We start from the raw sequence: 25394 nt of genomic DNA, 5'->3' as shown, positions 1-25394 counted from the left end.
GGTGATAGTTGCGGCAATTATCTCTATAATGCCGCCCCTTATATATACAGCCTGAAACCGGCAACCCTTTTTTGCCCGGCGTAACGGGTGATCAGCCTTATTCCCGAGGAGAATTGACTGGTGAGAGACTTTTCCGAATTAGAATTAGATAGCGAGCTACTTCAAGCCATTGAAGAAATCGGCTATGACCGTCCAACCGCTGTACAGGCAGAGGCGATCCCTCATGCCCTAGAAGGCCGTGACGTATTGGCATCCGCTCCTACCGGTACCGGAAAAACTGCCGCGTTTCTTTTGCCGATGCTTCAGCACCTGCAGGATTTCCCGCGCAAAAAACCGGGGCCTGCACGTGTACTTGTGCTAACCCCAACCCGTGAGTTGGCGATCCAGGTTGCCGATCACGCACGCGCACTGGCGAAATACACCCAGCAGAAGGTTTTCACCATCACCGGCGGGATCTCTTATGATGAACACGCTGAGTTGCTAGGCAAAACGCAAGATATCGTCGTGGCAACGCCAGGTCGCTTGATGGAATACATCGAGTCAGAGCGTTTTGATTGCCGTGCCATCGAATGCCTGATCTTGGATGAAGCTGACCGTATGCTGGATATGGGCTTTGCCAAGATTGTTGAGCGTATCAACAAAGAATGTCGCTGGCGCCGTCAGAGCTTGCTGTTCTCAGCAACGCTGGAAGGTAAAGGGGTACGTGATTTCTCGACCACGATTTTGAATGAGCCGGTGGAAGTCAATGCCGAGCCTGCACGTCGTGAACGTAAGAAGATCCACCAGTATTACCACCGTTGTGACACCATGGATCACAAACTGGCGCTGCTAGAAAGCATCCTTAAAACAGATGCTGAACGCACCATTATCTTTGTGAAAACCCGTGAGCGTTTGGCCACACTGCGTGATCAGCTAACAGCAATGCACATTCCATGCTGCTGGATCCAAGGTGAAATGGCTCAGGTATCACGTAACAACACCATCCGTCGTTTCCGCGACGGTGAAATCAATATCATGATCGCGACAGATGTTGCGGCCCGTGGTATCGATTTACCGGATGTGAGCCATGTGATCAACTTCGACATGCCACGTACTGCTGATGTGTATCTGCACCGTATTGGCCGTACTGCCCGTGCCGGTAAGAAAGGCACAGCCGTCGCGTTGATCGAAGCGCACGACCAAGGCATGATTGAACGTGTCGGTCGCTACATGAAAGAAGAAGTGCCAGAGCGCTTCATCGAAGGGTTGCGTCCTGCTCACAAAAAATCGAGCATTGTGAAAAAGAAAAAGAAAAAAGATTCAAAGAAAAAAAGCGCTGTGAAGAAAAAAGCGAAGAAGTAATCGCTAACGCTAACAACGCAAACGGGCTGGTATCACCAGCCCGTTTTTTTTATCTGCCGTTCCACCAGTCTTCGCTATTTCAGCTATCTTCAGCGACTTCACCGAAAGGGAGACTTACGCTTGCTCTTCGCGTTTAAACACTAACTCGGTGGCCGTCGATTCCGCTGGCACAAAGTAGTAACCCGCCACATCAAACGCTTGAATGCCTTCCACCGTCTCAATCTGATTTTCAATCAAGTACCGCGCCATCATGCCTCGGGCTTTCTTGGCATAAAAACTGATCACTTTGTACGTACCGTTTTTCGCGTCTTTAAACACGGGCGTGATGATCTTACCAGCCAGTTTCTTCGGTTTCACCGCTTTGAAATATTCATTCGACGCCAGATTCACTAACACGTCATCACCCTGCTCGGCCAACGCCACATTAAGCTTATCGGTAATGATGTCACCCCAGAACTGGTACAAGTTTGTGCCACGCGGGTTCGCTAACTTGGTGCCCATTTCCAATCGGTAAGGTTGCATCAAGTCCAACGGACGCAATAGGCCGTATAGCCCTGATAACATGCGGAAATGCTGCTGTGCATACGCAAAGTCCGCTTCGCTCAACGTCTCTGCCGCCAACCCCGTGTATACGTCACCTTTGAACGCCAGGATCGCCTGACGGGCATTATCAGGGGTAAAATCAGGGTGCCACTCAGCAAAACGGGCCGCGTTCAAGCCGGCGATTTTATCGCTGACTTTCATCAAACTGGCAATGTCGACTGGCGTCAGTTCGCGGCATACCTCGATCAGTGCTGCCGAATGGGCCGTCAGCTCTGGCTGGGTGTACGTGGCGGTCGCTAACGGCGACTCGTAATCCAAGGTTTTGGCGGGGGAAACCACGATCAACATACTATCTTCCTTCTAAAATACGTCAGCAAAAGGGTAACAGCATCGTAAAAAAAAACCACGCGATATTCGCGTGGTCTTGTCTATCAATGCTATCTGTTTAACCGATGATCAGGCGTTGTCTTTCGCAGAGCGATCCCAAATGCCTTCTTCCAATTGCGCGTGCAACTCTGGGTAATCATTACTATCAAACGTCGGCACTTTGCCCATTTTTAACTGGGCGTTGTAATCTTTCGCCAGCTTCACCGCCGTGCCCGACAGCAGCACAATGGCCACCAAGTTGATCAGTGCCATCATCCCCATCGAGACATCAGCCATCGCCCATACGGTCGGCAAGTCAGCCAGTGCACCGAACATCACCATACCCAATACCACCAAGCGGAACACATTCAAACCGGCTTTATGCTTGTGATTCAAAAACAGCAGGTTGGTTTCAGCATACGAATAGTTCGCAACCAACGAGGTAAAAGCAAAGAAGAAAATCGCCACGGCAATGAATACTTCCCCCCAACTGCCCACTTGTGCACTCAAGGCACGCTGCGTCAGTTCGATACCGGTAATCTCACTGTGCGGCACGTATTCGCCAGACATCAGAATGATCGCCACGGTGGCCGAACAAATCACGATGGTATCCATGAACACGCCCAGCATCTGTACATAACCCTGTGAAGCAGGGTGCGGCGGGTACGGCGTGGCAGAGGCGGCTGCATTCGGCGCCGAGCCCATACCGGCTTCATTCGAGAACAAACCGCGCTTTAGGCCGTTGATCATGCCTTGGGCAATGGTGTAGCCCAAGGCGCCCGAGGCCGCTTCTTCCAAGCCAAAGGCACTGCGGAAGATCAATCCCAGTACGTCAGGCAGTTTTTCCAAATTGGTGAACACGATGAACAGGGCGAGCAGCAAGTAACACAATGCCATCGCAGGCACGAGAATTTCAGCGGTACGGGCCACGGCACGTAGACCACCAAAAATAATCGTACCGGTCATCAGCACCAACACGATACCCACGTACATCGGGTTCCACCCGAACGCGACGTTCATGGCTTGTGTGATAGAGTTCGCTTGTACCGAGTTAAACACCAAGCCAAACGCGATGATCAGGAAGATGGAAAACACCACTCCCATCCAGCGCATACCCAGGCCTTTTTCCATGTAATAAGCGGGACCACCACGGTAGTTCCCTTCATCATCACGGGTTTTATACAGCTGCGCGAGCGCACTTTCAGCAAACGCCGTCGCCATCCCCAGCATGGCAATCAACCACATCCAGAAAATGGCACCGGGACCACCAAGTGTCAGTGCGACGGCCACCCCGGCCATGTTACCGGTGCCAACGCGAGCTGCAAGGCTGGTACACAATGCCTGAAAGGAAGAGATCCCAGCACTGTCTGATTTTCGGCTATTCTTCATCACGCTAAACATGTGGCCAAAATGGCGAAACTGGATGAAGCCCAAGCGACAGGTAAAGAACACGCCGACACCGATCAATACGTAGATCAGGACCGATCCCCATAACAGATCGTTCAAAAAATTAATCTGGCTTGACACGTTTACCCCTTTAGAATCAATCAAAAGCTGAATGCCTGGTGGATTCAACCCAACGACAAACAAACAGGGAAATGCTGCAATGCCACCGGTCAATGGGCTATTACGGCCTGTGACACGCGCAACCGGTAAGTACTACAACCTTAGTTTTATAATGTGGTAAATGACAGCGGCAGAGAGATGCGAAATGCAGAACCGCCTACTACAGCCACGATGTTATCGAAGTGTCACTGCGTACGCCTCACGGTTAACGTGAACGTCGTATCAGGCTGATCATCACTGTAGATGGCAGACGATCATGCAAACTTAGCCTGCAAAAATCAATATCCCACTTAAGAATAATGCGCCAATCCCCCTTGCTCCCTCTTAGGTGCCTACAAAAGCAGCTTGATTGATGATTTATAAGCGCCTTTCACCATCGTTCACTGGTCATTATTTAAGCAGCCTCTCGCATTCATCGCGCCATGACACATAAAATTTTCATCAATAAGCAACAAATGCGAAACACGTCAATTTTATGGTGGGGCAGACTGTGATATTTAAATACCGAGCGATGATTAATGATGAGGTGCTCTATGGACAGCTATGCATTCGATGATATTCTCGCAACAGACATGCCCAGCCGTGGCTCGCGCAGTAAGCCCGTAAAACGTAAATGGCGGGAGATTGAAGCGTTAAAAGACAGACAACGACTCCGTCGTGAATTGGCCGATATTGATATCTTCAGGGACTCACCCGATAACGATATTGACTTCTAACGTTTCCGTTTTGGACATGTAAAGTAAAGAGCCGACATACTGCCGGCTCTTTTTCTTTTCGGGCCGTTCATCACGCTCGTGACAGATTTATTGGTGCAAGCGTGCAGCCAAATTTCGATAACGTTCAGACACTTGTTGCCCAAATAACGGGTCGCCACCGCACTCTTCGTACAGATCGGATACCGCTAGCCAATCGCGTTCCGTAAAACGCTCTCGAATTTGCGGGATAATCTGGCGCTCTTCAAACTCTAAATGCGCCCTTTGCCGTTCAACAAACGTCGTGAGTTTCTCAGCAAACAAATCCAACGGGATCACCGCATCCATCAAAATCATCTCTACCGTATCGGCAAATTCACGGGTTAAACCCGCCAACTCCTCGTGTTCACGTTCAAGGCTGTCTAACTGGCCGTTCTGATCAGCATAATGCGCTTGGTAATAATGGTAGAGCACATCTTCTTTCGGATGATGACAGCGTTCCGCATGGTGCTGCAGATACTCCACCGTGTCTTTGATCAAGGTGTAATCGACTTCCTTACCCTGCTCAATCGCGACCAGTTTCTGCTGTAACAACCGAAGCAACCGACCGATGTAGCCATGCTCGGTATGAATGTCATCCAATATCATTGCCCTTACCTCCCAGTGATTATTGCTATCCTTATCACTGGAAGTATATGCCCGCATTGAATATCACGCCTTGATCTTGGTTATTAAAGCAACAATTAGCGCACAAAAAACACACAGCACGTATCATGCGATCACATTACGCGATATTGTCTAACATCCAATCCACGGGTGGTTTGTTCATCTGATTCAACAACGTATTCGCCTGCGAAAAGTGCCCGCAACCGAAGAACCCTCGGTAAGCAGACAGCGGCGACGGGTGCGCCGATTGCAACACATAGTGACGAGCCGAGTCGATCTGCTTGCCCTTCTTCTGAGCATGTGCGCCCCATAATAAGAAAACCACGCCATCACAATGTTGATTCACCGCCGCAATCAGTCGATCAGTTAAGGTCTCCCAACCGATTTTCGCATGCGAATGTGCCTTCCCCTGCTCAACCGTTAAGACGGTGTTGAGCAGCAACACGCCTTGCTCAGCCCACGGCTGCAAATAGCCATGGTTCGGCACGGTGAAGCCGGGAATGTCATTGGCCAGTTCTTTATACATGTTAGCCAACGACGGCGGTACTTTCACGCCTGGGCGAACCGAGAAACTCAAACCGTGGGCTTGATCCGGACCGTGGTACGGGTCTTGCCCGAGGATCACGACTTTCACCTGATCCAACGGTGTGCTGTCTAGCGCGCTGAACACATCCGCTTGAGGCGGATAAATGTGTTTGCCGGCCGCACGTTCGGCTGCCACATAAGTTTCTATGTGTTGAAAATACGGTTCGGCACGTTCGGCTTGTAAGATGGTTTGCCATGTAACGGAAGACGGCATGACTTGCTCCTTGTACTGACTTATTTCGCCGGAATAAAACTGCGCAGTGTGGTGATTTCCTGCTGCCACAGATCCGGATCAATGGTTTCTAAGACCAACGGCATATTATCAAAGCGCGCGTCTTGCATCAGGTAGCGGAAACAATCTAAACCAATCTCCCCGTGGCCTAGGCTGTGGTGACGGTCAAGGTGGCTGCCCAGCTTGCCTTTGGAATCATTCAGGTGCATCGCACGCAGGTATTGCATCCCCACGATCTGATCAAATTCCGCAAAGGTTTTATCCGTCGCGTCTTCTGTGCGCAAATCATAGCCAGCCGCGAACGTATGGCAGGTATCAATACAGATCCCGACACGCGATTTATCGTCTACTTGCTCAATGATGCTGGCCAAGTGCTCAAAGCGCCAGCCCATATTACTGCCCTGACCAGCCGTATTTTCAATCACGGCCACCACGTCCGGCACGGCGGCATGAGCCAAGTTGATGGATTCCGCAATCAACGACAAGCACGCTTCTTCACTGATTTTTTTCAGGTGACTGCCCGGGTGGAAGTTCAGCAAGGTCAGGCCCAGTTGCTGGCAACGTTCCATCTCATCAATGAATGCAGCGCGGGATTTTTCCAACTTGTCGGTTTCAGGTGCCCCTAAATTAATCAAGTAAGAATCGTGCGGCAAGATCGCTTCCGGCCCAAACCCAAACAGCTGACAACAGGCTTTAAATTTGTTGATCACATCTTGCTCTAGGGGTTTGGCTGCCCACTGCCGCTGATTTTTAGTAAACAAGGCAAAGGCATTTGCCCCGATCTGTCGTGCATTCTCTGGAGACTTGTGTACTCCGCCTGCGGCAGAAACGTGCGCGCCAATAAGTTTCATGATGACTTTTTTTCCTATGCAATGACGTCTTTTTTAGCTGTTCTTTACCAACGTCTTTCACTACAAAATGGCACCGTACAATGCCCATAACATCAGCCTCTGCGGCTTTTTCACTCATCAATTTGATGTAATTTTACTACATTTGATCCATTCAACTATTTTTTAATTGATAAAATATTCGAATTAAACCCATAAAAGTGAGGCTTAGTTGACCTAGCTCAATAAAACAGCCCTAAACTTTTTAAGGTTTTTTGTTGTAATTTGATCTAAATCAATACACAATCAGCGCCAACGAGATATATAATACAAAGCTCGACAAAAAATCGAAAAATTTACTACATCCTCTAAAGGAGAAAGTCATGATCACCGGTATTCAAATTACTAAAGCCGCTAACGACAACCTACTTAATTCTATCTGGCTACTAGATAGCGAAACTAACGAAGCGCGCTGTGTTGCAGCTTCTGCAGGTTTCGAAGCGGACCAAGTTATTCCAGCAGCAGACCTTGGCGAATACGAAAGCCGTGAAGTGGCAATCGAAGCTCCTGCTAAAATCGAAGGCGGTCAGCACCTAAACGTGAACGTGCTTAAGCGTGAAACGTTGGAAGATGCAGCTAAGCACCCAGAAAAGTACCCACAGCTAACGATCCGTGTATCTGGCTACGCAGTACGTTTCAACTCACTGACTGTTGAACAGCAGCGTGACGTTATCGCTCGTACTTTCACTAGCAGCCTGTAATTTTACTGTCTGTTAGTATAAAAACGGCATCATTGATGCCGTTTTTTTATGCCTGATATTCCTCTGGCTCCACCGTCATAAAGCCCCCAGCTTGCACATTAAACCACCAAGTGCGCACTTTTTTTAAGCCCTTTTCCCTATAACCACCGCCTTTTTTGGCATACCTCGCCAAGAAATGATAAAACACCGCTCGCTTTGATACTGACTAATCAAACCTATCAATAGGAATTGGTGATGAAACTGATTTTAAAACTCATTGCAGGCATTCTGGCCGGTATTGTCTTTGGCCTCTTTGCGCCCGATGTGCTGGTGCAGATCCTCATAACCATGAAAGCGCTGATCAGCCAACTGATTGGCTTCACCATTCCGTTATTAATTCTGTTCTTTGTCACCAGCGGGATTGCCAACCTGCCAAAGAACTCGGGCAAACTACTGGGCCGCACCGTTGGCCTCAGCTATTTGTCCACCATGGGCGCAGGCGCGATGGCCTACTTGGTCGCTAGCCATGTCTTACCCCCTTTACTGCACGGCGGTGCCGAGATCAGCAATGTGGCGCGTGTATTGCCACCGCTGGTGGATTTGAAAATTCCGCCAATCATGGACGTGATGAGCGCCTTAACCGTCGCCTTTATCTTCGGCTTGGGGATCAGCGCGACCAACAGCGAGCAACTGCGTAAGATCAGCGATGAAGGTCGCAACATCATCGAACTGTTCCTCGCTAAGATCATTGTGCCGTCATTACCGTTTTACATTTCGGGCGTCTTTGCCGACATGACGGTGAAAGGCACGGTGTTTGCAACCCTGCAAACCTTCACCTTGGTGTTGGCGTTGATCGTAGTCCTGCACTGGTTGTGGCTCAGCCTGCAATTTATCAGTACGGGTGCATTAGTCGGACGCTCACCATGGAGCTTACTGAAAACCATGATGCCTGCGTACGTGACCGCGTTGGGGACCATGTCTTCTGCGGCCAGCTTACCCGTGACACTCCGTCAAACACTGGACAATGGCGTGCGTAAGCCCATTGCAAACTTTGTCGTGCCACTGTGTGCCAATATTCACATGTCCGGTTCGGCGATCAGCATCACCACGGTGTGTGTGGCTGTGTTACTGGTGTCAGGTAATGCAACCGTACCGAACTTTATTGATGCCCTGCCGTTCATTGCGATGCTAGGTATCACCATGGTTGCCGCGCCAGGCGCACCAGGTGGTGCTGTGATGGCTGCCGTCGGTCTGCTCGGCTCAATGATGGGCTTTACCGAAGCGATGATCGGCCTGCAAATTGCCCTGCACTTGGCACAAGACGGCTTTGGTACTGCGTGTAATATCACCGGTGACGGCGCGTTGGCCATGTGGGTCGACAAGTACGCAGGTGAAGATGTGCACGATGACGAAGCCGACGACGCGGCACTGAATACCGCCGATAAGCAAACCGCCTAACGCGCTGTTGCCGTTAAGCGAACCGTCGTCAAGACCGCACACAAAAACTGAAATACAAACAAAGGGGGAGCCCACAGGGCTCCCCTTTTTCATGGCCGCCAATCAAGGTATATACACCCCAACGGCCGACACTCAACGCACGCTAACCGTTATTGCGCGTCACGCAACACTTGTTTGATTTGCGCGAAATCATTGTCGCGCTCAAGAGACAATAATGGCATCGCATTGTGCTTCGCCAATGGCGCTGGCAACGGAATGTCTTTGTTCAGGATGTCATCGACCACATCTTTGAACTTGGCCGGATGCGCCGTACACAGGAACAAGCCGGTTTCGCCCTCTGCCAATTGTTCATTCAGCACGCGATAAGCGATGGCACCGTGTGGTTCACACAGATAGCCCGCTGCATCCATCTCACGCAATGTCTCCGCTGTTTGTTCATCCGTAACGGCACCGTAACCCAAGGTATCCAAGCCCCAGCCTTGCAAACGGCAGAGCTCTTCAATACGTGGCCAGTTGTTGGGTTGGCTCACATCCATCGCATTAGAAATGGTCGGTACTGTCGGGGCAGGCGTCCACTCACCGGTTTGCAAATAACGTGGTACGGTGTCATTCACGTTCGTAGCCGCAATAAAACGTTTCACGGGCAAGCCAATCGCTTTGGCCAGTAAACCGGCCGTTAAGTTACCGAAGTTACCGCTCGGTACTGCAATCACGAGATCGTCACGCTTTTCTTTCGGCAGTTGCGCGACCGCCTCAAAGTAATAACAGATCTGTGCCATCAAGCGGCTGATATTGATGGAGTTTGCCGAGTTAAGGCCAATCTCTTCACGCAGCGCAGCATCATCAAAGGCATTTTTCACCAAGGCCTGACAGTCATCAAAGGTGCCGTTAACGGCCACCGTGGTGATGTTTCCGCCCAGCGTACAGAACATTTTTTCCTGCAACGGGCTGATCTTGCCTTTCGGGTACAAAATCACGACCTTGATGTTATCCATACCGTAAAACGCATGGGCCACTGCCGCACCGGTATCCCCGGATGTCGCGGTCAAAATGGTGATTTTGCCATCGCGCTCAGACACGGCCATCAGCGACTGCGCCATGAAGCGGCCACCAAAGTCTTTAAACGCCAGCGTCGGGCCATGAAACAGTTCAAGCGCATACACGCCGTCTTTCACTTGGGCGATCGGCGCCGGGAATTGGAAGGCATTGTCCACCATCTGGGCGACCGTTTCTGCGGTTAGCTCTTCGCCAATGAATGCGGATAAAATTTTGCTGCTGCGCGCGACAAAATCCAATTCCAGCAACGCGTCAACGTCATCAAAAACGGGGAGCGTTTCAGGGAAAAACAGTCCTTGTTGACGACCTAAGCCCTGACGGACAGCTTGGCCAAACGAAACCTGCTCTTGGTGATCTTTGAGGTTATATAAATTCATGCTTACAGCTCACTTCCTGTTACTTTTGAGCCCTGACTGTCTAAACGACAGACATGGACAAATCCTTCGTCATTCTGAACATAATGGTCTTGCAACCATCGTGCAATACGTTTCGCCACACCCAGATCATCACACACACTGAACAGGGTCGGTCCTGAGCCAGATATCCCACTGGCTAATGCCCCCGCGTCCAGCGCATACTGCCTTGCATCGGCAAAGCCTGGCAACAAACGCTCACGGTACGGTTCAGCGACCACATCTTTGATCATTTTTGCTGCTAGCGCCGGTTGCTGCGAATGACAGGCATGGATGAAGCCTCCGAGGTAACGACCATGGGCAATCACGTCCTGACGGCGGTATTGCGAAGGCAAAATCGCACGCGCTTCTGCGGTCGGTACTTTGATCCCCGGGTACGCCATCACCCAATACCAGTTATCGAAACACGGTACAGGCTGGCTGATGATCCCTAACTCTTCCACCATGAACTGCAAACCGCCTAAATAACACGGGGCGACATTGTCATAATGCAAACTACCAGAGATCTCCGCTTCCATCTCCCCCATCAAGGCCAGCAACTGCACTTCATCCAACGGGTGATCATGAAAACGGTTTAATGCATCCAGTGCCGCCACAATCGAGCACGCACTGGATCCCAGTCCTGATCCAATCGGCATGTTCTTTTCCAGCGTCATCGCAATCGGCTGAACAGCTTGCCCTTGCTTATCCAGCTCACGGGCAAACACCTGCCAGCAGCGGTACACAATGTTCTCTTCCGCTTGGGCCGGCAGTTTATCGACAAAACGGCCGACGCAGTTCAACGTAAACGGCTGATCGCCAGCGGCGACACGCACGCGATCCCCAAGCAAGGTGCCATCAATCGGTGACACCGCCGCGCCCAGCACATCAAACCCAACACTGACGTTGCCAATCGAAGCGGGCGCATACACTACAACACTCATCTTACACTCCTAATTTCCAGCCCAGCGTACGCATGAGATCCGCAAAGACCCCAGCCGCTGTCACTTGTGTCCCGGCACCGTAACCGCGTAGCACCAACGGGATCGGCTGGTAATAACGGCTGTAGAAGGCCAAGGCATTCTCACCGTCTTTAATTTTGAACATCGGATCATCGGGGTTAACGGCGGCGATTTTCACCGCGCAGTGGCCATGATCGATTTCACCGACATAACGCAGTACCTTGTTTTCTTTCGCCGCTTCCGCCGACCAATTCGCAAAATACGCATCCGCTTCCGGTAAGCGTGCCATGAAGCTGTCTACTGACCCTTCCGCGTCAAAGCCCGGTGGTAGTGCCGCTTCAACAACGACATCATCCAACTCCAGCGCTAATCCGGCTTCACGCGCCAAAATCAGCAACTTACGTGCCACGTCCATGCCAGACAGATCGTCACGCGGATCGGGCTCCGTAAAGCCGTTGTTACGCGCCACCGTGGTCGCTTCGCTAAAGCTCATGCCTTCATCCAGTTTGCCGAAGATGTAAGACATGGAGCCTGACAAAATGCCCGAGAAACGTTCCAGTTCATCCCCTGCCGCCATCAAGTTTTGCAGGTTTTCAATCACAGGCAAGCCGGCGCCAACCGTGGTGTCATACATGAACTTACGGCGCGTAGAACGTGCTGCCTGACGCAATTGCTGGTAATACGCCATGCTGGCCGTGTTGGCTTTCTTGTTGGGGGTGATCACGTGGAAGCCAGCCGCCAGATAATCAGCATATTGCTCGGCCACGCCTTGGTCAGAGGTACAGTCAATGATGACAGGGTTGATGATATGGTTACGTTTCACCAGTTGGAGCATGCTGGCCAAGCTGACCGGCGATTTCGCTTCGCCCATCACATCACGCCAGTTATCCAGCGCCAGGCCTTTGCTATCGAGCAGCATGCCCTTGCTGTTGGCCAAGCCACATACGCGGATCACAATGCCATTTTCAGCCAATTTCGGTTGCTGACGACGAATTTGCTCCACCAGCTCAGCACCGACGCCACCGACACCAATCACAAAAACATCCAATGTGTGCTGGCTGTTAAACAGATTCTCGTGACACGCTTTGACCGACTCCGAGACTTTCTCATCTGGGATCACAGCAGAAATCGCACGCTCCGACGAGCCCTGTGCAATCGCGACTACGTTAACGTCCACTTCTGCCAACGAGGTAAAGAAGCGTGATGCTACGCCACGCGACGTACGCATGCCGTCACCGACCAAGGTCACGATGGCCACGTTATCCATAAACTCAACCGGCTCAAGTAAGCCTTCTTTCAGTTCAAGTTCAAAATTGTTTTTCAGTGCTTGCTGCGCACGTAGCTTGTCAGCACTTTCAATACAGAAACTGATGCTGTATTCCGACGAGGACTGCGTGATCAATACAATCGACACGCCCGCCGAGGACATCGCCCCAAACACACGGGCAGCCATCCCGACCATGCCTTTCATACCCGGCCCTGATACGTTCACCATGGTCAGATCTTTTAAGGTCGTGATGCCTTTGATGTCGAGCTGATCTTCACCGGTATCCATACCGATCAGCGTGCCGGCCCCTTGTGGGCTAAAGCTGTTTTTGATCAGGCAAGGAATGTGGAATTGCGCAATCGGCGCGATAGTTTTCGGGTGAAGGACAGACGCACCAAAGTAAGACAGCTCCATCGCTTCTTGGTAGCTCAAGGATTTCAGTAAGCGAGCATCCGGCACTAGACGAGGATCACAACTGTATACACCATCCACATCGGTCCAAATCTCACAGCATTCCGCACGCAAACACGCGGCCAAGACGGCAGCCGAGTAATCCGAACCGTTACGACCCAGTGTCACCAACTCGCCTTTTTCGTTACCCGCAGTAAAGCCCGGCATGATGTGCACATGGCCTTCCGCTAATGGCTTGTCACGGAAATGTTGGGTAGAGGCTTCAATGTCGACATGGGCTTCCAAATAGTCGCCGGTGGCTGCCAAGTACGCCACCGGATCAATCAGGCTGGCCGCTTGGCCGCGCGCTTGAAGCAAGGATTGCATCGCCACAATCGACAGGCGCTCACCCTTACTGATGATCTTGGCGTACACATTGTCCGGGCACAGGCCCAACAGTTTGATCCCATGGACATACTGTTTAAGCTGACCCAGTGAACTGTCGAGCTTCGCCTCCATCGACGTAAAATCAAAGTCTGGTTCTAGCGCTTTTAATCCCAAGAACAGCGACTGAAACGCCACCTCTAACTCTTTCACCTGTAATTCTGCTTCGCCGTGTTGAATACTATTTTCAATCACAGACACCAGCTTATTGGTCACTTTACCGGGGGCTGAGAGCACCACCGATACCGCCCCTTGCTGGGCATTATTTGCAATGATGTCCGCCGCTCTTGCAAAACGGTCAGCATCCGCCAACGATGATCCGCCAAACTTTAATACTCGCATTCCCTACTACTCCCAACGTCCTAATTCCTGTCCCTGTGTCATGCACAGGGCTTTTCAATATTCAGGTAAAAAAAAGCCCACATCGCTGGGATGTGGGCTTTTTTCTGCAATTCTTTTGCGTATCAGCCCACCCCAGCAACCATGGTGCCGGTAATAATAATGATGGTGGTGGTTGTGCTGATAACGTTGTACATAATTATCCTGAAGCGCCGTAATAACCTGTCTGTCTCTACGTTTACCGGAATCCCTTTGGCGAGTCAACCATCAATTTTTACCGTATCGCGCATTAAACCGTCATCCGAGGTAACGTTTTTGTCTGAAAAACCGCCAAAGAATGGATAAATTTACGCAAGGGCGAGCATCCAATGCTATCACTATCCTTAGGATGATCGCGGCGGTGACAATAAGGCAGAAAAGGAGGTGCTGAATGGCTGCAGCAATGGAACAACTCGTTGCCCATACGATATTACAAGGTTTTGATGCTATGTATGGCCGCTTCCTGGATGTCACGGGGGGGGCACAGGAACGGTTTGAATCGCAAGACTGGCCCGCGGTTCAACAAGCGCTGAAAAACCGCATCTCTTTCTATGACCACCATGTCGGCCTGGTGACCCGACAGATCACTATCATGCTTGGTCACCGCTATGCCAACCACACGTTCCTGATGGCGGTAAAAAATGCGTACGAAGATCTACTGCTGGATTACCCCCGCTTTGAAATAGCGGAAAGTTTCTTTAATTCCGTCTATTGCCGTATCTTCGACCATCGCCATATTAACCGCGATAAGTTGTTTGTTCACAGCTCACAAGAAGGGCGCATTCCGTCTTACCCCACCGCGCTCACACGGCTCTACAACACCGGGGCCGGTCTTCCCACCCTGATCGAACGGGTGTTGGATGACACACCGTTCAGTTTATCGTGGGAAAACAAAGCACGAGACATTCACACCATCAGCCAGCATTTGGCATCTGACTGGCAAGCCGCCACCTCCCCGCCCGTCATTGAGATGATCCGCGAGCCCTTTTTCCGTAACAAGGCCGCGTACCTGATCGGCCGTATTCGCTTCAATGATCACGCCAGCATACCGCTCGTGTTACCGGTACTCACAACACCCGCTGGCACGTTGTATATCGATGCCTGCCTGTGCAATGTCGATGATGTCAGTATTTTATTTGGCTTTGCCCGCTCCTATTTTATGGTGTACGCCCCTGCGCCAGCGGCCTTGGTGCGTTTTCTGAGGGAGCTGATCCCGAATAAAACCAAGGCCGAACTCTACACCGCTATTGGCTGCCAAAAACACGGCAAAACCGAGTTGTACCGCGAGTTTCTCCATCACCTTGAACACTCCGATGATAAGTTTGTGCTGGCGCCGGGCATCAAAGGCATGGTGATGTCAGTGTTCACCCTGCCCTCTTACGATTTCGTGTTTAAGATCATCAAAGACAAATTTGCACCACAAAAAGACATCAGCCATGCCGTGGTCAGAGAAAAGTACCGCTTAGTGAAAGAACACGACCGCGTGGGGCGCATGGCCGATACACAGGAGTACCGCCAGTTCAGTTTTGATCGCCACCGCTTCAGTGATGCGTTACTGGAAGAGCTACTGCTGGTCGCGCCCTCCGCGCTGACCGTGACGGACGAACACGTGATCATCAAACATTTGTACACCGAGCGGCGCATGATCCCCTTCAATATGTATATTGAACACGCCAATGATGACGACCTACGCCATGCCGTCGACGAGTACGGCAACGCCATCAAACAACTGGCCGCTGCCAATATTTTCCCCGGCGATATGCTGTTTAAAAACTTTGGCGTCACCCGTCACAAGCGCGTAGTGTTCTATGATTACGATGAGATCAGCTACATGACGGAAATGCACTTTCGTCATATTCCGCCCCCGCGTTACCCAGAAGATGAAATGGCCGCCGAACCGTGGTACAGCGTGGGCGTGAATGATGTGTTTCCCGAAGAATTTCGCACCTTTTTGCTGATCAACCCGAAAGTCCGCGCCCTGTTCAATGAACTGCACAGTGATTTGTTTGATCCGGCTTACTGGCAACAATTGCAGCAAAATATCCAAGACGGGCAATTTGAGGATGTGTTTCCGTATGGTCAGCGCCACCGGTTTGTACGGTAGCTTTTCACGGTAGTTTTGCGCAGAAGCTTTCCGCAGAAGTTTTTCGCGTTATTACGTGAAGAAATGGCGTAAGGATCTCATCATGCACATGTGTGCATGTCTTTTTGCAGCAAGTTATTCTAGTATTATTTTGCTAACTAGAAAGACAAATAAATCATAATCGAACAGGGAAGGTGATCCATGCGCTTGGAGCTAATCACAGCAACCCTGCTAGTAGTGGCATTACCGACAACTGCAGCAGAACACAGCCTCTTATCCAAAGCTGATGATCCCGCATCATCCGGCTGGTTTCTGTCGTCTCAATCACGTGGTGCCGAGCAGTTTGATCTGTGGCAAATCGACAGCGGTTATGCCTATGCCCTCACCGACAATACCGCCCTGTACCTCAGTACGCGACTCAAAAGCGGTAACGATAAAGAATCGGCCAGCCGTGGATTACTGTCAGGGGTGAAGTATCATTTTACGTCCCGTTTGAGCCTACAAAGTGCGGTCACCTCTGAAACGCAAGATCGTGACACCACATTGGGGGTGGAAGTGTCGAGCCAATACGAAGTCTCTGAGCGTATCAACCTCCATGCCACCATGGACTACGAAGCCATTGAACAAGTCTACCAATTAGGCATCGGCTTTAAGTTCTGACTGGCTTATAACACAGACAAATCCAACGGCTGCTGGCTAAACACCACCCCATTACGATCGGCATACAACATGTCGCCCGGGTAAATCAACGTCTCAGCCACCGTTAACGTCACATTCTCTTCCCCCGTTTGCCGTTTCACCGTTTTAATGGGACACGTACCAAGGGCTTTCACGCCCAGATCTAACGTCGCAATCGTGCCGACATCACGCACTGCGCCATTCACCACAATGCCTTCCCAGCCATGTTGCTGTGCTAACAACGCCAATTGATCGCCCAACAAGGCTTTCGTGCTATTGCCGTGGCCATCAATGAATAACACCTTGCCTTTACCCGGCCGTGACACAATGTCTCTGACCAAGCTGTTATCTTCAAAACAGCGTAATGTCACCGTTTCGCCAAAAAACACATCGCGTCCCCCGTAACTCTGCAGTGATAACGGTAACCACCGCACTGCGTTTTCATAGTGATCGCACAAGTCTGGGGTTAAATCTTTCATATCCTTGCTCTTATCCATCTCACACCCTTCCTATTGCCAGTCGGCGCATTGCTCAATTAAGTGTAGAGAAACTCCGCCCAATCACCCAATCTTTGTCCTCAATGCTGCGGTCTCGACTTCCCCCATGGCTCAAACGCAATGAAGACAGAATGTTACACTGCTCCAGAGCAAACGGCTGAATATTCCGGTTTCATCGCATTTTATCGCTACCAAATAGTCGATATTGTTGCGAAGAACCATGCAGGTCAGCACAAATACTGTTAGAATTGAAAGGCAAGGGTAAACAGGGTGTTACTCATGCTTAATAAGCATCGACGAGGGGCTACACGACAGCGAGAGTTGTTCACAGTTCTGCCGTCACACCTTGGATGCGGTGCGTTTTTTTGTAGCGAATGTTACACAAAGTGTGGAATCGTAATACACTTCATCCTGTTTGATATAAATCAACAAAACGCATAATAGCTGCTCCGAAACAATCGTCGAATATTGTTAGAGAGCTGTTAAGTGAATACAATTGCCGCCATCCCATGGAGATTGTAGCCAATGCCCTAGAATAGGGGCTTTTTCAGGATTATACCTTCACGCAATGAAGGCCTGAATAAATGGATGGCGTACCAAACAGGAGAGTTCAATGCGATTTAACCTGCATTTTGATCAAGACTTTTCCTGTATGTGAATTTTTTTATAGAATTTAACGATTCTGCTTTTGATCAGATTTCGTTTTTTGAACTTAGGTACTGCCAATGCAAACCCCTCACATTCTAATTGTAGAAGACGAGCACGTAACACGTAACACCCTAAAGAGCATCTTTGAAGCTGAAGGTTACACGGTATTTGAAGCTAATGACGGCGCTGAAATGCACCAGATGCTGTCTGAGCATCCTGTGCACTTGGTGATCATGGATATCAACCTGCCGGGTAAAAACGGTCTACTGCTAGCCCGTGAATTGCGCGAGCAAGGCGACATGGCACTGATGTTCCTAACCGGTCGTGATAACGAAGTCGATAAGATCCTTGGTCTTGAAATCGGTGCGGATGACTACATCACAAAACCGTTCAACCCTCGTGAACTGACAATCCGTGCACGTAACCTACTGACCCGTGCAATGAACCAAGGCCTACCGACTGAAGACAAGCGTCTGGTTGAGCGTTACGAGTTCAATGGCTGGTCACTAGAAATCAACAGCCGTTCACTGGTTAGCCCAAGCGGTGATCAGTTCAAACTGCCACGCTCTGAGTTCCGTGCCCTGCTTCACTTCTGTGAAAACCCAGGCAAGATCCAGACCCGTGCTGAACTGCTGAAGAAAATGACAGGCCGTGAGCTGAAGCCACATGACCGTACTGTGGATGTGACCATTCGTCGTATCCGTAAGCACTTTGAATCTGTTGCTGATACCCCTGAGATCATCGCGACAATTCACGGTGAAGGTTACCGCTTTTGTGGTGATCTAGAAGAAGAATAAGCCATCGGCTGACTTCCGAACATAACAACAAGGCGCCTTTATCGACGCCTTGTTTGTTTTTGTATTTACGGTTTCGGTGCTGCTTTTTTATAACCGCTAACCGCTTAAAACACCTGACTGATCACAACCGCTTTTTGGATCACGATATGCTCTTGCCCTTGGTACAACACCGTGACGGCCACATTGACCTCGCTATCTGGCAACCACTCTGGGCCTCCGCGTAACGCCACTTCCAAGCTCTTGCTTCCATCACGACGAATATCCAACTGCTGTTGCACCAACCATTGTTGCTCCCCTTGCTCAAGCAGCACCTGCGTGATGTCTATCCCTTTAGGTAAGGATTGATGGTCGGCCGCAAGCAGACGAATAGACGCAAACAATTTACGGGCCGGATTCGCCCCGTCATCGCCAATCACTGGCATACTGTTCAACCATAGCTCGGCGCCCAAATGCAGCGGCACCTTCCCCAGAACAACCTGCTCTGGCGATTGCCACATATCAACCGCATGCGGTAACTGCACTGGCGACGCCTCCGCCTCACTGGCAGGCATTGCAGCCTGCTCTGTCTGAGGATCGACCTGAGGAGAAGAAGGCTCTTTCGCCGTATCGCATCCCACCAGCGTCACCAATGCAACGCCACTGATGGCGTAAACAAATCGTGTCCATTGTTGCTGTCTTGTCTTGCTCATCACGTCCTCTCTTGCTGGGCTAGCCATTCTTTGAGTACCCGTAAATCATCTTGGTAGCCATGTTTGATTTCATCGACCCAATCGTTGATGTTTTCCCACCAGGCCGGCAGTTCTGGCGATTGCGCTTTTTGCGCGACTTGCTGAATGTGTTTCAAACCAATAGAGCCAGCAGCCCCTTTAATTTTATGCGCTTCAAACTTGATGCCGTCCTGATCTTTGGCTGTCATGTTGGAGTCCAAAATGGCGATGTACTCCGGCATTTTTTCTTCAAACATCTTGATGCTGTCATACACCGGCTGTGGCCCAACAATCTCTACGTATGACGTCAGCATCTCAAGATCCAACAAGGTATTAATGATCTCATCGCTAAACGTCACGTCGGCCTCTTGTGTCGCCTCACTGGCAGGACTGAACGGTGCATCCTCTAACGAGCACGTTAGCACCAGTTTCTGAATCACGTTGGTAATGGCTTTTACACTCAATGGCTTACTTAATGCGTCATCCATACCTTTGGCAAGGTACTCATTCTTATCGTTGATCACATTCGCCGTTAAGGCCACCAGCGGCGGTAACGACGTGTAGCGCTCACGCAAGGTTTGCGCAATATCAAACCCAGTCATATCTGGCAACTGAATGTCGAGTAGCACCAAGTTATAGGCTTCTGGGGTAAACATGGCCAACGCTTCTTCACCGCGCATAGCGACAGTCACCGTGTGACCCAAGCTCTCCAGTAAGGCCTTCGCCACGGTAATATTCAACTCAATATCTTCCACCATGAAAATATTCAGCCCCACTTGTGGCGTGACAGGCATTGCGTCTTCTTCCACCGCCTGTGCCACCAAGGGTGCCGTGAAGGTCACAGTAAAAGTACTGCCTTCGCCCACATCGGAACAGGCAGTAATGTCCCCGCCCATCATCTGCATTAACTGACGAGAAACGGCCAGGCCGATGCCTGTGCCCACTGCATGCAGGTTGTCATTCTCATCTTTCACCTGATAGTACATGGCGAAAATCTTGTCGATTTCACTTTGCGGGATCCCCACGCCGCTGTCTTCCACCTCAAACGTAATGTGGGCGTGCGTCTCGTCTTGTTCACACATCACCGACATCACCACACCGCCTTCTTTAGTGAACTTGGTGGCATTGCTGATCAAATTCCACAACACTTGGCGCAAGCGCGTCCCGTCGACCTCAATATGACTCGGCAGCGCCGTTAAGCGCTCCAAATCAAACCGCAGCCCCTTTTGATCCGCCATCAAATGGCAGATATTACCGACCTCATCGACAAATTCATTAAAGTCGATGGGTCTAGGCATTAACTCTAACCGGCGGCGATCCGACTTATCCATGTCAATAATGTCGTTAAAAATATTGCCCAAGGTGATCGCGCTGACCAAAATGGTGCGCATGTAACCGCGCTGTTCATCGTCTAATGGGCTGTCGAGCAACATACGGCTCAAGCCCACAATGCCGTTCAGTGGCGTACGCAACTCATGACTGATCGTCGAGATAAACGCCGTTTTATCTTGGCTGGCTTTCTCTTGCGCATCCTGATATTGCTTACGCTCGGTAATGTCACGACCAAAGCCCATCAAACCTAAACGACGGCCATCACGGCCATAAAACGGCACTTTACGCAGTTCAAAAATGGCTTTACGTCCATCCGGGTATTCCAACCACTGCTCGTAAGTCAGTGGCTCACTGTCTTCAAACACCCGTTGATCGGTTTCGGATATTTTACGTGCCACATCTTCACTGTAGACATCCCACGGCGTCAGGCCGACCAACTCTTTTTCCGTCCGACTGGTCAACTCTTCCATCGCGCGGTTACACCCAGAAAACTCCCCTTTTTCATTCCGGTAGTAAATCAAATCCGGTGACGCATCCAAGAAAGATTTGAGCAAGGCACTTTGTGAAGCCAGCGCCATCTGGGCTTTTTCACGCTCATATACTTCATTCTCGAGATCCTGCATCGCTTCCCGACGCGCTTCCTCGGCTTTTTCCCGCTCTTCAATTTCCGAATTCAGCTGAGTGATATTTTTTTTCAGTTGCTTATTAAGCTGCATATCGCGCGAGCGCATCTCTTCCAACTTTGTGACCAGTTTGGATAACCGCTGGCGCGACTCCTCCAGCTGATCGACCACCACCGATAAAAAGTACACCGCCCACGGCGTGATCAACAAACCAAAGAACGCTGAACGAACAATGTCGATGGTGTGCACCTCACCTTGCAGGACCCAGGTGGCGAATACTTGCACCACCACGGCCAAGATAACCAAGGCTAAGGCCAGCAATAAACTAAAGCGTACGATGCCTAACTTGACCAGCAAGTCCACGTAATACTGTGCCAGCACTTTGATTTGTTTCATTATTTATTCCTAATCATTATGGCTACATCCATCATAAATGACTCACCGTTCAAGCCCAAGCCGCTCACCCGTAATTCCCTGTTAACGGTCACAATTATTGTCGCTAACCACGCGATAACATAAAAAAAGCCTGCATTGCAGGCTTTCCATGTTAATCATTCTTCATGTTCGTGATAGGTCATCGACATACTGCCATTACGCCCGGCCGCTTTCGCACGGTACAACGCCATATCAGCCAACTTCACCAGCATGCCGTAATCTTGATGCGGTTGCGGGATTAACGTGGCAATACCCAAGCTGACCGTCAGCTTGTCATCTACGTCTGAGTACCGATGCGTTATCGCTTTGTCGGCCAAGGCGAGATGCAATTTCTCAGCGATCACCTCACCGCCGTCTAAGGGAGTATTGGGCAATAAGAAGGCAAATTCCTCCCCCCCATAACGGGCGACTTCATCGGTTTCCCGGCGGATCACACTACGCAGCACTTGGGCCACCTCCCGCAGTGCCAAATCACCGTGTTGATGACCGTAATTATCATTAAAGGCTTTGAAATAATCGATATCACACAAAATCAAAGTGAGTGGTTGCTGCTCTCGAATGTGACCAAACCACATTTTACGTAATTGCTCATCGAAACTGCGACGGTTGGCCACTTTGGTCAGGCTATCAATGAAGCTTAGCTCTTGCAGCTCCATGATGGCATCTGCTAACTGTTGTTCAGCCATCTTTCGCTCTGTTACGTCACGGGCCATCATCAGCACCCCTTTGGTACCATCAATGGGATCTTGATAAGGGGATTTCAGCACTTCATACCAAATGGGCGTGCCATCTTCGAGGATCACATAGTCATCGGCTTTCACGCTGATCCCTTGCTGAATCACCGTCTGATCGGCCTGACGGGAAAATTCCAGCAGTTCAGGGGTCAACACGTCTTGGGCTGTCTTTCCCAATAAGCTCCGTGGGGTGTGGCCCAGCGATTTCGCAAACGCCTCATTACAGCCCACATACACCTCATGCTCGTTATACAACACGATAGGATCGCGGCTGGCACTCAAAATGGTATCCAGCAAGGTATTGCGCTGTGCCAGTTCCTGCTCGGTGATCTCGCGTTTTTCAATTTCACTCTTGAGCACTTCTTGCATGTCGTGCCACTCGGTCACATCATGCGACAAGCTCAAGGTACCAATCACTTCCCCGTGATCATCCACCAATAAATTACGCTTGGTTTCTAGCAACCGGCTCGATCCATCCGGCGCAGTTGTCCACGTATGTGAAGGGGCATAACGGCTCTGATCCTGATTGCCTTCATGATCAATCCCCTCGTCAAAGCGGCCGCGCCAAAAACGATCAAAGGCTTTGTTGGTGCCCATCAGGGCGCCCGATTTATCTTGGTAATACACCAATTCTGACAACGAGTTCAGCACCTGTTGGAAAACCCGTTGATCTTGCTCGAGTTTATCCTGTTCCGCATGAAGGGGGGTCTCTTCTTCAATGAACAATAACCAGCAACGTTGCCAATTACAGCTCAGCGACTGACCCGAAATAGACAACGGCAGTCGTTTACCTTGGGCGAGAAAAATCTCATCACTCACATGATAAAAGCCATCGGGTTGAGAGGCGTAGGGGCGTAAGAAATCACGCACTGTCGCGGCACTGAAGTTTTCAGGGTAGAGGTATCGACCATTGAGTTTGCGCGCCCCCAATAATTCACGGCACAGTCGATTACTGTAAATCAATTGGCCGTCTTTTTGTCGAATGATCGCCACCGCGATCGGCATGCGCCGCAATAATCCCTGCAATTGACGAAAAGAACGCACGTCAATGTGGTGCAATAACAACGCCATCAACGCGCCGCACATCGCCATCAACACCAATAAAAAGGCCGTCACAAAAATAGGATTATCAGCATAGCCTATCACCTCTGCGGCGCTCACCACGGGTGAGACAAACCCCAAGAGGAACGCCAAGCACCCTCTAATAGAGAAGGGTGCAAAAACGACAGTCATCAGACGGCCTGACAGCCACCATAGTGTCGACAATAAGCGAAACACGAAACGCAATGGAGTACGTTCAGGGAGAGAGAAAGGCATAGCATGTCATTGAGGCGTAAAATTAAGCGTAATCTACCATATTTTATAAAACAATCACTACGCCTCATCACAGGCTGGCCTATTGCAGGCCAACATGCCTTATTTAACGGTTGGCGGACACACCGGTTGATACACAAACGGCGTATTCAATGCGTGCCCCTGACCACCTTGTGCATCCAAATTACGGCCAATTTCTGTCATCGCTAACCAGCGATTTTCACACCACATCGGGGCCAATAAGGTCGGGCGACGTGCCGTTGCCGATACGCGATGGAATACCACCTCGGGCGGCGTTAAGCGGATCATCTCAGACGCAATCTCGGTGTACGTTTCCAAGCTCAACTCACTCAGGCGTCCCGCTTTCCATGACAACCCCATGATACTGCCTTCTACAATGTGCAGCGGGTGCAGTTTGATGCCATCCACGCCAGCCGCCACCGTACGGCGGATAGTTTCAAGGTTATCCTCTTGCGTTTCACCCGGTAGCCCGACAATCAGATGGGCACACACTTTCAGTCCCATCGCGCGGGCACGCTGAGTAATGCGCGCATAACAAGCAAAATCATGCCCTCGGTTGATGCGCTTCAACGTTTTATCGTTGGCGGTCTGTAGGCCCAGCTCAAGCCAAATTTCATAGCCTTGTTGCTGATAGCCAGCGAGTAGCTCTAGCACTGCATCCGGCACACAGTCAGGGCGCGTACCGACACACAACCCCACAATGTCCGCCGCACCCAACGCTTCTTCATACATGGCTTTAAGCGTTTGCACTTCCGCATAGGTGCTGGTGTAAGCCTGAAAATACGCTAAATATCGCTTCGCTCGATTCACTTCCTCTGCGCGTTGCGCCAATTGCTCCGTCACTGGCTTAAACTGGGCCTGCTCATCCGCAAACGAGGCCACGTTACAAAAGGTACACCCCCCACGGCCAATCGTGCCATCCCGGTTTGGGCAGGTAAAACCTCCGTGCAGCGTCAACTTATGCACTTTCTCGCCATAACGACGCTGTAGGTCCTGACCAAAGGTATTTACGAGTTCATGCAATTGCATCTTGTCACCTAGTGAAGTAGAGGGAGATCGAAAAGGGTGTCGAAAAAAGCGGCAAAGGTTAGCACCCTTCAAGGGGGGTAATGTTGTGCGAAAGCAAAAAAAAGGGCACGAAGTGGTAAAAAGTCAGGGAGAAAGAGACGAAAGGTGGAATGAAAATAAGCAACACACTTCATCTGTCCATGTTTTGTTCTGCAACCCGCATAAACCCTTCATTCCATAAGGCTTTTACGCAGGATTATTCAAAATGAAAACAGTTATCGAATAGTTACCCATTGCGCTTGGTGTTTAATTCACCCTCCTGTCCAATTACTGCACGCCAATGGGTATATTTTGTTGGTAATTAATAAATCAAAAATGTAGGATAGTTACAGCTGTGTGCAATTTATGAACAACAATTGTGACTAAATTCCTTGTTTATAAAGTGGAATATGTCGCAACCCCTCAAAACTGTAGTGTTTTTGCATACCAGAGCCGGAGTGCTACAGAGTTTAGTTTGCTATTGATAGTCAACATCATCCCACAGCAAACCCATCGTTCACTGCCGGACAGGAGTCCGTTGTAGGTCGCTGAACGATGTCATACAGAATTAGG

At 50.3% G+C, this 25394-nt stretch carries 20 protein-coding genes and 1 other annotated feature; of the genes, 7 read left to right on the top strand and 13 right to left on the bottom strand.

Annotated elements, in window-relative coordinates:
• Nucleotides 1-120: 120 nt before the first annotated feature.
• Nucleotides 121-1341 carry an ATP-dependent RNA helicase SrmB gene (gene srmB / locus L4C36_RS02580; RefSeq protein ID WP_428476218.1) on the top strand — a complete coding sequence of 407 codons (1221 nt, stop codon included), beginning with the start codon at nucleotides 121-123 and terminating at the stop codon, nucleotides 1339-1341.
• Nucleotides 1342-1455: 114 nt separating this feature from the next.
• Here the strand turns inward: srmB and yaaA are convergent, their stop codons facing one another.
• Together yaaA and L4C36_RS02570 are read right to left on the bottom strand one after the other, a co-directional pair.
• Nucleotides 1456-2232, bottom strand: coding sequence for a peroxide stress protein YaaA (gene yaaA, locus L4C36_RS02575; protein ID WP_428476217.1), 777 nt, complete (start codon nucleotides 2230-2232; stop codon nucleotides 1456-1458).
• Nucleotides 2233-2340: 108 nt separating this feature from the next.
• A complete protein-coding gene (locus L4C36_RS02570; RefSeq protein ID WP_428476216.1) occupies nucleotides 2341-3777 on the bottom strand; it encodes an alanine/glycine:cation symporter family protein in 1437 nt (478 codons plus the stop codon).
• 572 nt (nucleotides 3778-4349) lie between these two features.
• On the opposite strand from L4C36_RS02570, the gene L4C36_RS02565 reads away from it, so the two are divergent.
• Nucleotides 4350-4532, top strand: a complete 183-nt coding sequence (locus L4C36_RS02565; protein WP_428476215.1) for a DUF3545 family protein — start codon at nucleotides 4350-4352, stop codon at nucleotides 4530-4532.
• An 87-nt stretch (nucleotides 4533-4619) separates the two neighbouring features.
• On the opposite strand, the gene L4C36_RS02560 is transcribed toward L4C36_RS02565, so the two are convergent.
• From L4C36_RS02560 to nfo, 3 genes are all read right to left on the bottom strand, one after another.
• Nucleotides 4620-5156, bottom strand: coding sequence for a hemerythrin domain-containing protein (locus L4C36_RS02560; RefSeq protein ID WP_428476214.1), 537 nt, complete (start codon nucleotides 5154-5156; stop codon nucleotides 4620-4622).
• Nucleotides 5157-5292: 136 nt separating this feature from the next.
• Nucleotides 5293-5973 (bottom strand): uracil-DNA glycosylase, encoded by a 681-nt coding sequence (gene ung, locus L4C36_RS02555; RefSeq protein WP_428476213.1) that lies wholly within the window; start codon nucleotides 5971-5973, stop codon nucleotides 5293-5295.
• A 20-nt stretch (nucleotides 5974-5993) separates the two neighbouring features.
• Nucleotides 5994-6842, bottom strand: a complete 849-nt coding sequence (gene nfo / locus L4C36_RS02550) for a deoxyribonuclease IV (protein ID WP_428476212.1) — start codon at nucleotides 6840-6842, stop codon at nucleotides 5994-5996.
• Nucleotides 6843-7201: 359 nt separating this feature from the next.
• On the opposite strand from nfo, the gene grcA reads away from it, so the two are divergent.
• Nucleotides 7202-7579: an autonomous glycyl radical cofactor GrcA gene (gene grcA / locus L4C36_RS02545; protein WP_428476211.1), complete on the top strand. Its 378-nt coding sequence runs from the start codon at nucleotides 7202-7204 to the stop codon at nucleotides 7577-7579.
• Nucleotides 7580-7813: 234 nt separating this feature from the next.
• Nucleotides 7814-9016 (top strand): dicarboxylate/amino acid:cation symporter, encoded by a 1203-nt coding sequence (locus L4C36_RS02540; RefSeq protein WP_428476210.1) that lies wholly within the window; start codon nucleotides 7814-7816, stop codon nucleotides 9014-9016.
• Nucleotides 9017-9165: 149 nt separating this feature from the next.
• On the opposite strand, the gene thrC is transcribed toward L4C36_RS02540, so the two are convergent.
• Genes thrC through thrA form a run of 3 tightly spaced genes read right to left on the bottom strand, consistent with a single transcriptional unit; the run spans nucleotide 9166 to nucleotide 13869 of the window.
• Nucleotides 9166-10449 carry a threonine synthase gene (gene thrC / locus L4C36_RS02535; RefSeq protein ID WP_428476209.1) on the bottom strand — a complete coding sequence of 428 codons (1284 nt, stop codon included), beginning with the start codon at nucleotides 10447-10449 and terminating at the stop codon, nucleotides 9166-9168.
• A 2-nt stretch (nucleotides 10450-10451) separates the two neighbouring features.
• Nucleotides 10452-11408, bottom strand: coding sequence for a homoserine kinase (thrB, locus tag L4C36_RS02530; protein WP_428476208.1), 957 nt, complete (start codon nucleotides 11406-11408; stop codon nucleotides 10452-10454).
• A 1-nt stretch (nucleotide 11409) separates the two neighbouring features.
• Nucleotides 11410-13869, bottom strand: coding sequence for a bifunctional aspartate kinase/homoserine dehydrogenase I (gene thrA, locus L4C36_RS02525; RefSeq protein ID WP_428476207.1), 2460 nt, complete (start codon nucleotides 13867-13869; stop codon nucleotides 11410-11412).
• Between the two features lie 66 nt (nucleotides 13870-13935).
• Nucleotides 13936-14053, bottom strand: a sequence feature (Thr leader region).
• Nucleotides 14054-14296: 243 nt separating this feature from the next.
• Between thrA and aceK the strand changes: the two genes are divergently transcribed.
• Entirely contained in the window at nucleotides 14297-16009 is a 1713-nt protein-coding gene (gene aceK, locus L4C36_RS02520; protein ID WP_428476206.1) for a bifunctional isocitrate dehydrogenase kinase/phosphatase, read from the top strand.
• Nucleotides 16010-16189: 180 nt separating this feature from the next.
• Nucleotides 16190-16648, top strand: a complete 459-nt coding sequence (locus L4C36_RS02515; RefSeq protein ID WP_428476205.1) for a hypothetical protein — start codon at nucleotides 16190-16192, stop codon at nucleotides 16646-16648.
• Between the two features lie 5 nt (nucleotides 16649-16653).
• Here L4C36_RS02515 and L4C36_RS02510 read toward each other — a convergent pair whose 3' ends face one another.
• Nucleotides 16654-17145 carry a putative 4-hydroxy-4-methyl-2-oxoglutarate aldolase gene (locus L4C36_RS02510; protein WP_428476300.1) on the bottom strand — a complete coding sequence of 164 codons (492 nt, stop codon included), beginning with the start codon at nucleotides 17143-17145 and terminating at the stop codon, nucleotides 16654-16656.
• Between the two features lie 743 nt (nucleotides 17146-17888).
• Here L4C36_RS02510 and arcA point away from each other — a divergent pair.
• The gene (gene arcA, locus L4C36_RS02505) at nucleotides 17889-18608 is read left to right on the top strand and encodes a two-component system response regulator ArcA (protein ID WP_047874498.1); all 720 of its coding nucleotides are present in this window, start codon (nucleotides 17889-17891) and stop codon (nucleotides 18606-18608) included.
• Nucleotides 18609-18712: 104 nt separating this feature from the next.
• Here arcA and L4C36_RS02500 read toward each other — a convergent pair whose 3' ends face one another.
• The 4 genes from L4C36_RS02500 to mnmL form a co-directional block, all read right to left on the bottom strand.
• Complete coding sequence (locus tag L4C36_RS02500) at nucleotides 18713-19297, bottom strand: hypothetical protein (protein WP_428476204.1); 585 nt, start codon at nucleotides 19295-19297, stop codon at nucleotides 18713-18715.
• On the bottom strand, nucleotides 19297-21666 hold the full coding sequence (gene arcB, locus L4C36_RS02495; RefSeq protein WP_428476203.1) for an aerobic respiration two-component sensor histidine kinase ArcB: 2370 nt from the start codon (nucleotides 21664-21666) through the stop codon (nucleotides 19297-19299). The genes L4C36_RS02500 and arcB overlap by 1 nt, the downstream gene beginning before the upstream one ends.
• Before the next feature lie 155 nt (nucleotides 21667-21821).
• A complete protein-coding gene (locus L4C36_RS02490; protein WP_428476202.1) occupies nucleotides 21822-23756 on the bottom strand; it encodes a GGDEF domain-containing protein in 1935 nt (644 codons plus the stop codon).
• A gap of 99 nt (nucleotides 23757-23855) precedes the next feature.
• Nucleotides 23856-24803: a tRNA modification radical SAM protein MnmL/YtqA gene (mnmL, locus tag L4C36_RS02485; RefSeq protein ID WP_428476201.1), complete on the bottom strand. Its 948-nt coding sequence runs from the start codon at nucleotides 24801-24803 to the stop codon at nucleotides 23856-23858.
• Nucleotides 24804-25394 lie beyond the last annotated feature (591 nt).

The sequence above is a fragment of the Photobacterium japonica genome (assembly GCF_050337005.1).
Classification (GTDB): Bacteria; Pseudomonadota; Gammaproteobacteria; order Enterobacterales; family Vibrionaceae; genus Photobacterium; species Photobacterium japonica.
This window is presented reverse-complemented; position numbering and strand designations above follow the sequence as displayed.

Bases quoted from the DNA above. Each gene is read 5' to 3' on its own strand.
- yaaA (WP_428476217.1), bottom strand. From the start codon at position 2,232: ATGTTGATCGTGGTTTCCCCCGCCAAAACCTTGGATTACGAGTCGCCG.
- L4C36_RS02565 (WP_428476215.1), top strand. From the start codon at position 4,350: ATGGACAGCTATGCATTCGATGATATTCTCGCAACAGACATGCCCAGC.
- L4C36_RS02560 (WP_428476214.1), bottom strand. From the start codon at position 5,156: ATGATATTGGATGACATTCATACCGAGCATGGCTACATCGGTCGGTTG.
- ung (WP_428476213.1), bottom strand. From the start codon at position 5,973: ATGCCGTCTTCCGTTACATGGCAAACCATCTTACAAGCCGAACGTGCC.
- nfo (WP_428476212.1), bottom strand. From the start codon at position 6,842: ATGAAACTTATTGGCGCGCACGTTTCTGCCGCAGGCGGAGTACACAAG.
- grcA (WP_428476211.1), top strand. From the start codon at position 7,202: ATGATCACCGGTATTCAAATTACTAAAGCCGCTAACGACAACCTACTT.
- L4C36_RS02540 (WP_428476210.1), top strand. From the start codon at position 7,814: ATGAAACTGATTTTAAAACTCATTGCAGGCATTCTGGCCGGTATTGTC.
- thrC (WP_428476209.1), bottom strand. From the start codon at position 10,449: ATGAATTTATATAACCTCAAAGATCACCAAGAGCAGGTTTCGTTTGGC.
- thrB (WP_428476208.1), bottom strand. From the start codon at position 11,408: ATGAGTGTTGTAGTGTATGCGCCCGCTTCGATTGGCAACGTCAGTGTT.
- thrA (WP_428476207.1), bottom strand. From the start codon at position 13,869: ATGCGAGTATTAAAGTTTGGCGGATCATCGTTGGCGGATGCTGACCGT.
- aceK (WP_428476206.1), top strand. From the start codon at position 14,297: ATGGCTGCAGCAATGGAACAACTCGTTGCCCATACGATATTACAAGGT.
- L4C36_RS02515 (WP_428476205.1), top strand. From the start codon at position 16,190: ATGCGCTTGGAGCTAATCACAGCAACCCTGCTAGTAGTGGCATTACCG.
- L4C36_RS02510 (WP_428476300.1), bottom strand. From the start codon at position 17,145: ATGAAAGATTTAACCCCAGACTTGTGCGATCACTATGAAAACGCAGTG.
- arcA (WP_047874498.1), top strand. From the start codon at position 17,889: ATGCAAACCCCTCACATTCTAATTGTAGAAGACGAGCACGTAACACGT.
- L4C36_RS02500 (WP_428476204.1), bottom strand. From the start codon at position 19,297: ATGAGCAAGACAAGACAGCAACAATGGACACGATTTGTTTACGCCATC.
- arcB (WP_428476203.1), bottom strand. From the start codon at position 21,666: ATGAAACAAATCAAAGTGCTGGCACAGTATTACGTGGACTTGCTGGTC.
- L4C36_RS02490 (WP_428476202.1), bottom strand. From the start codon at position 23,756: ATGCCTTTCTCTCTCCCTGAACGTACTCCATTGCGTTTCGTGTTTCGC.
- mnmL (WP_428476201.1), bottom strand. From the start codon at position 24,803: ATGCAATTGCATGAACTCGTAAATACCTTTGGTCAGGACCTACAGCGT.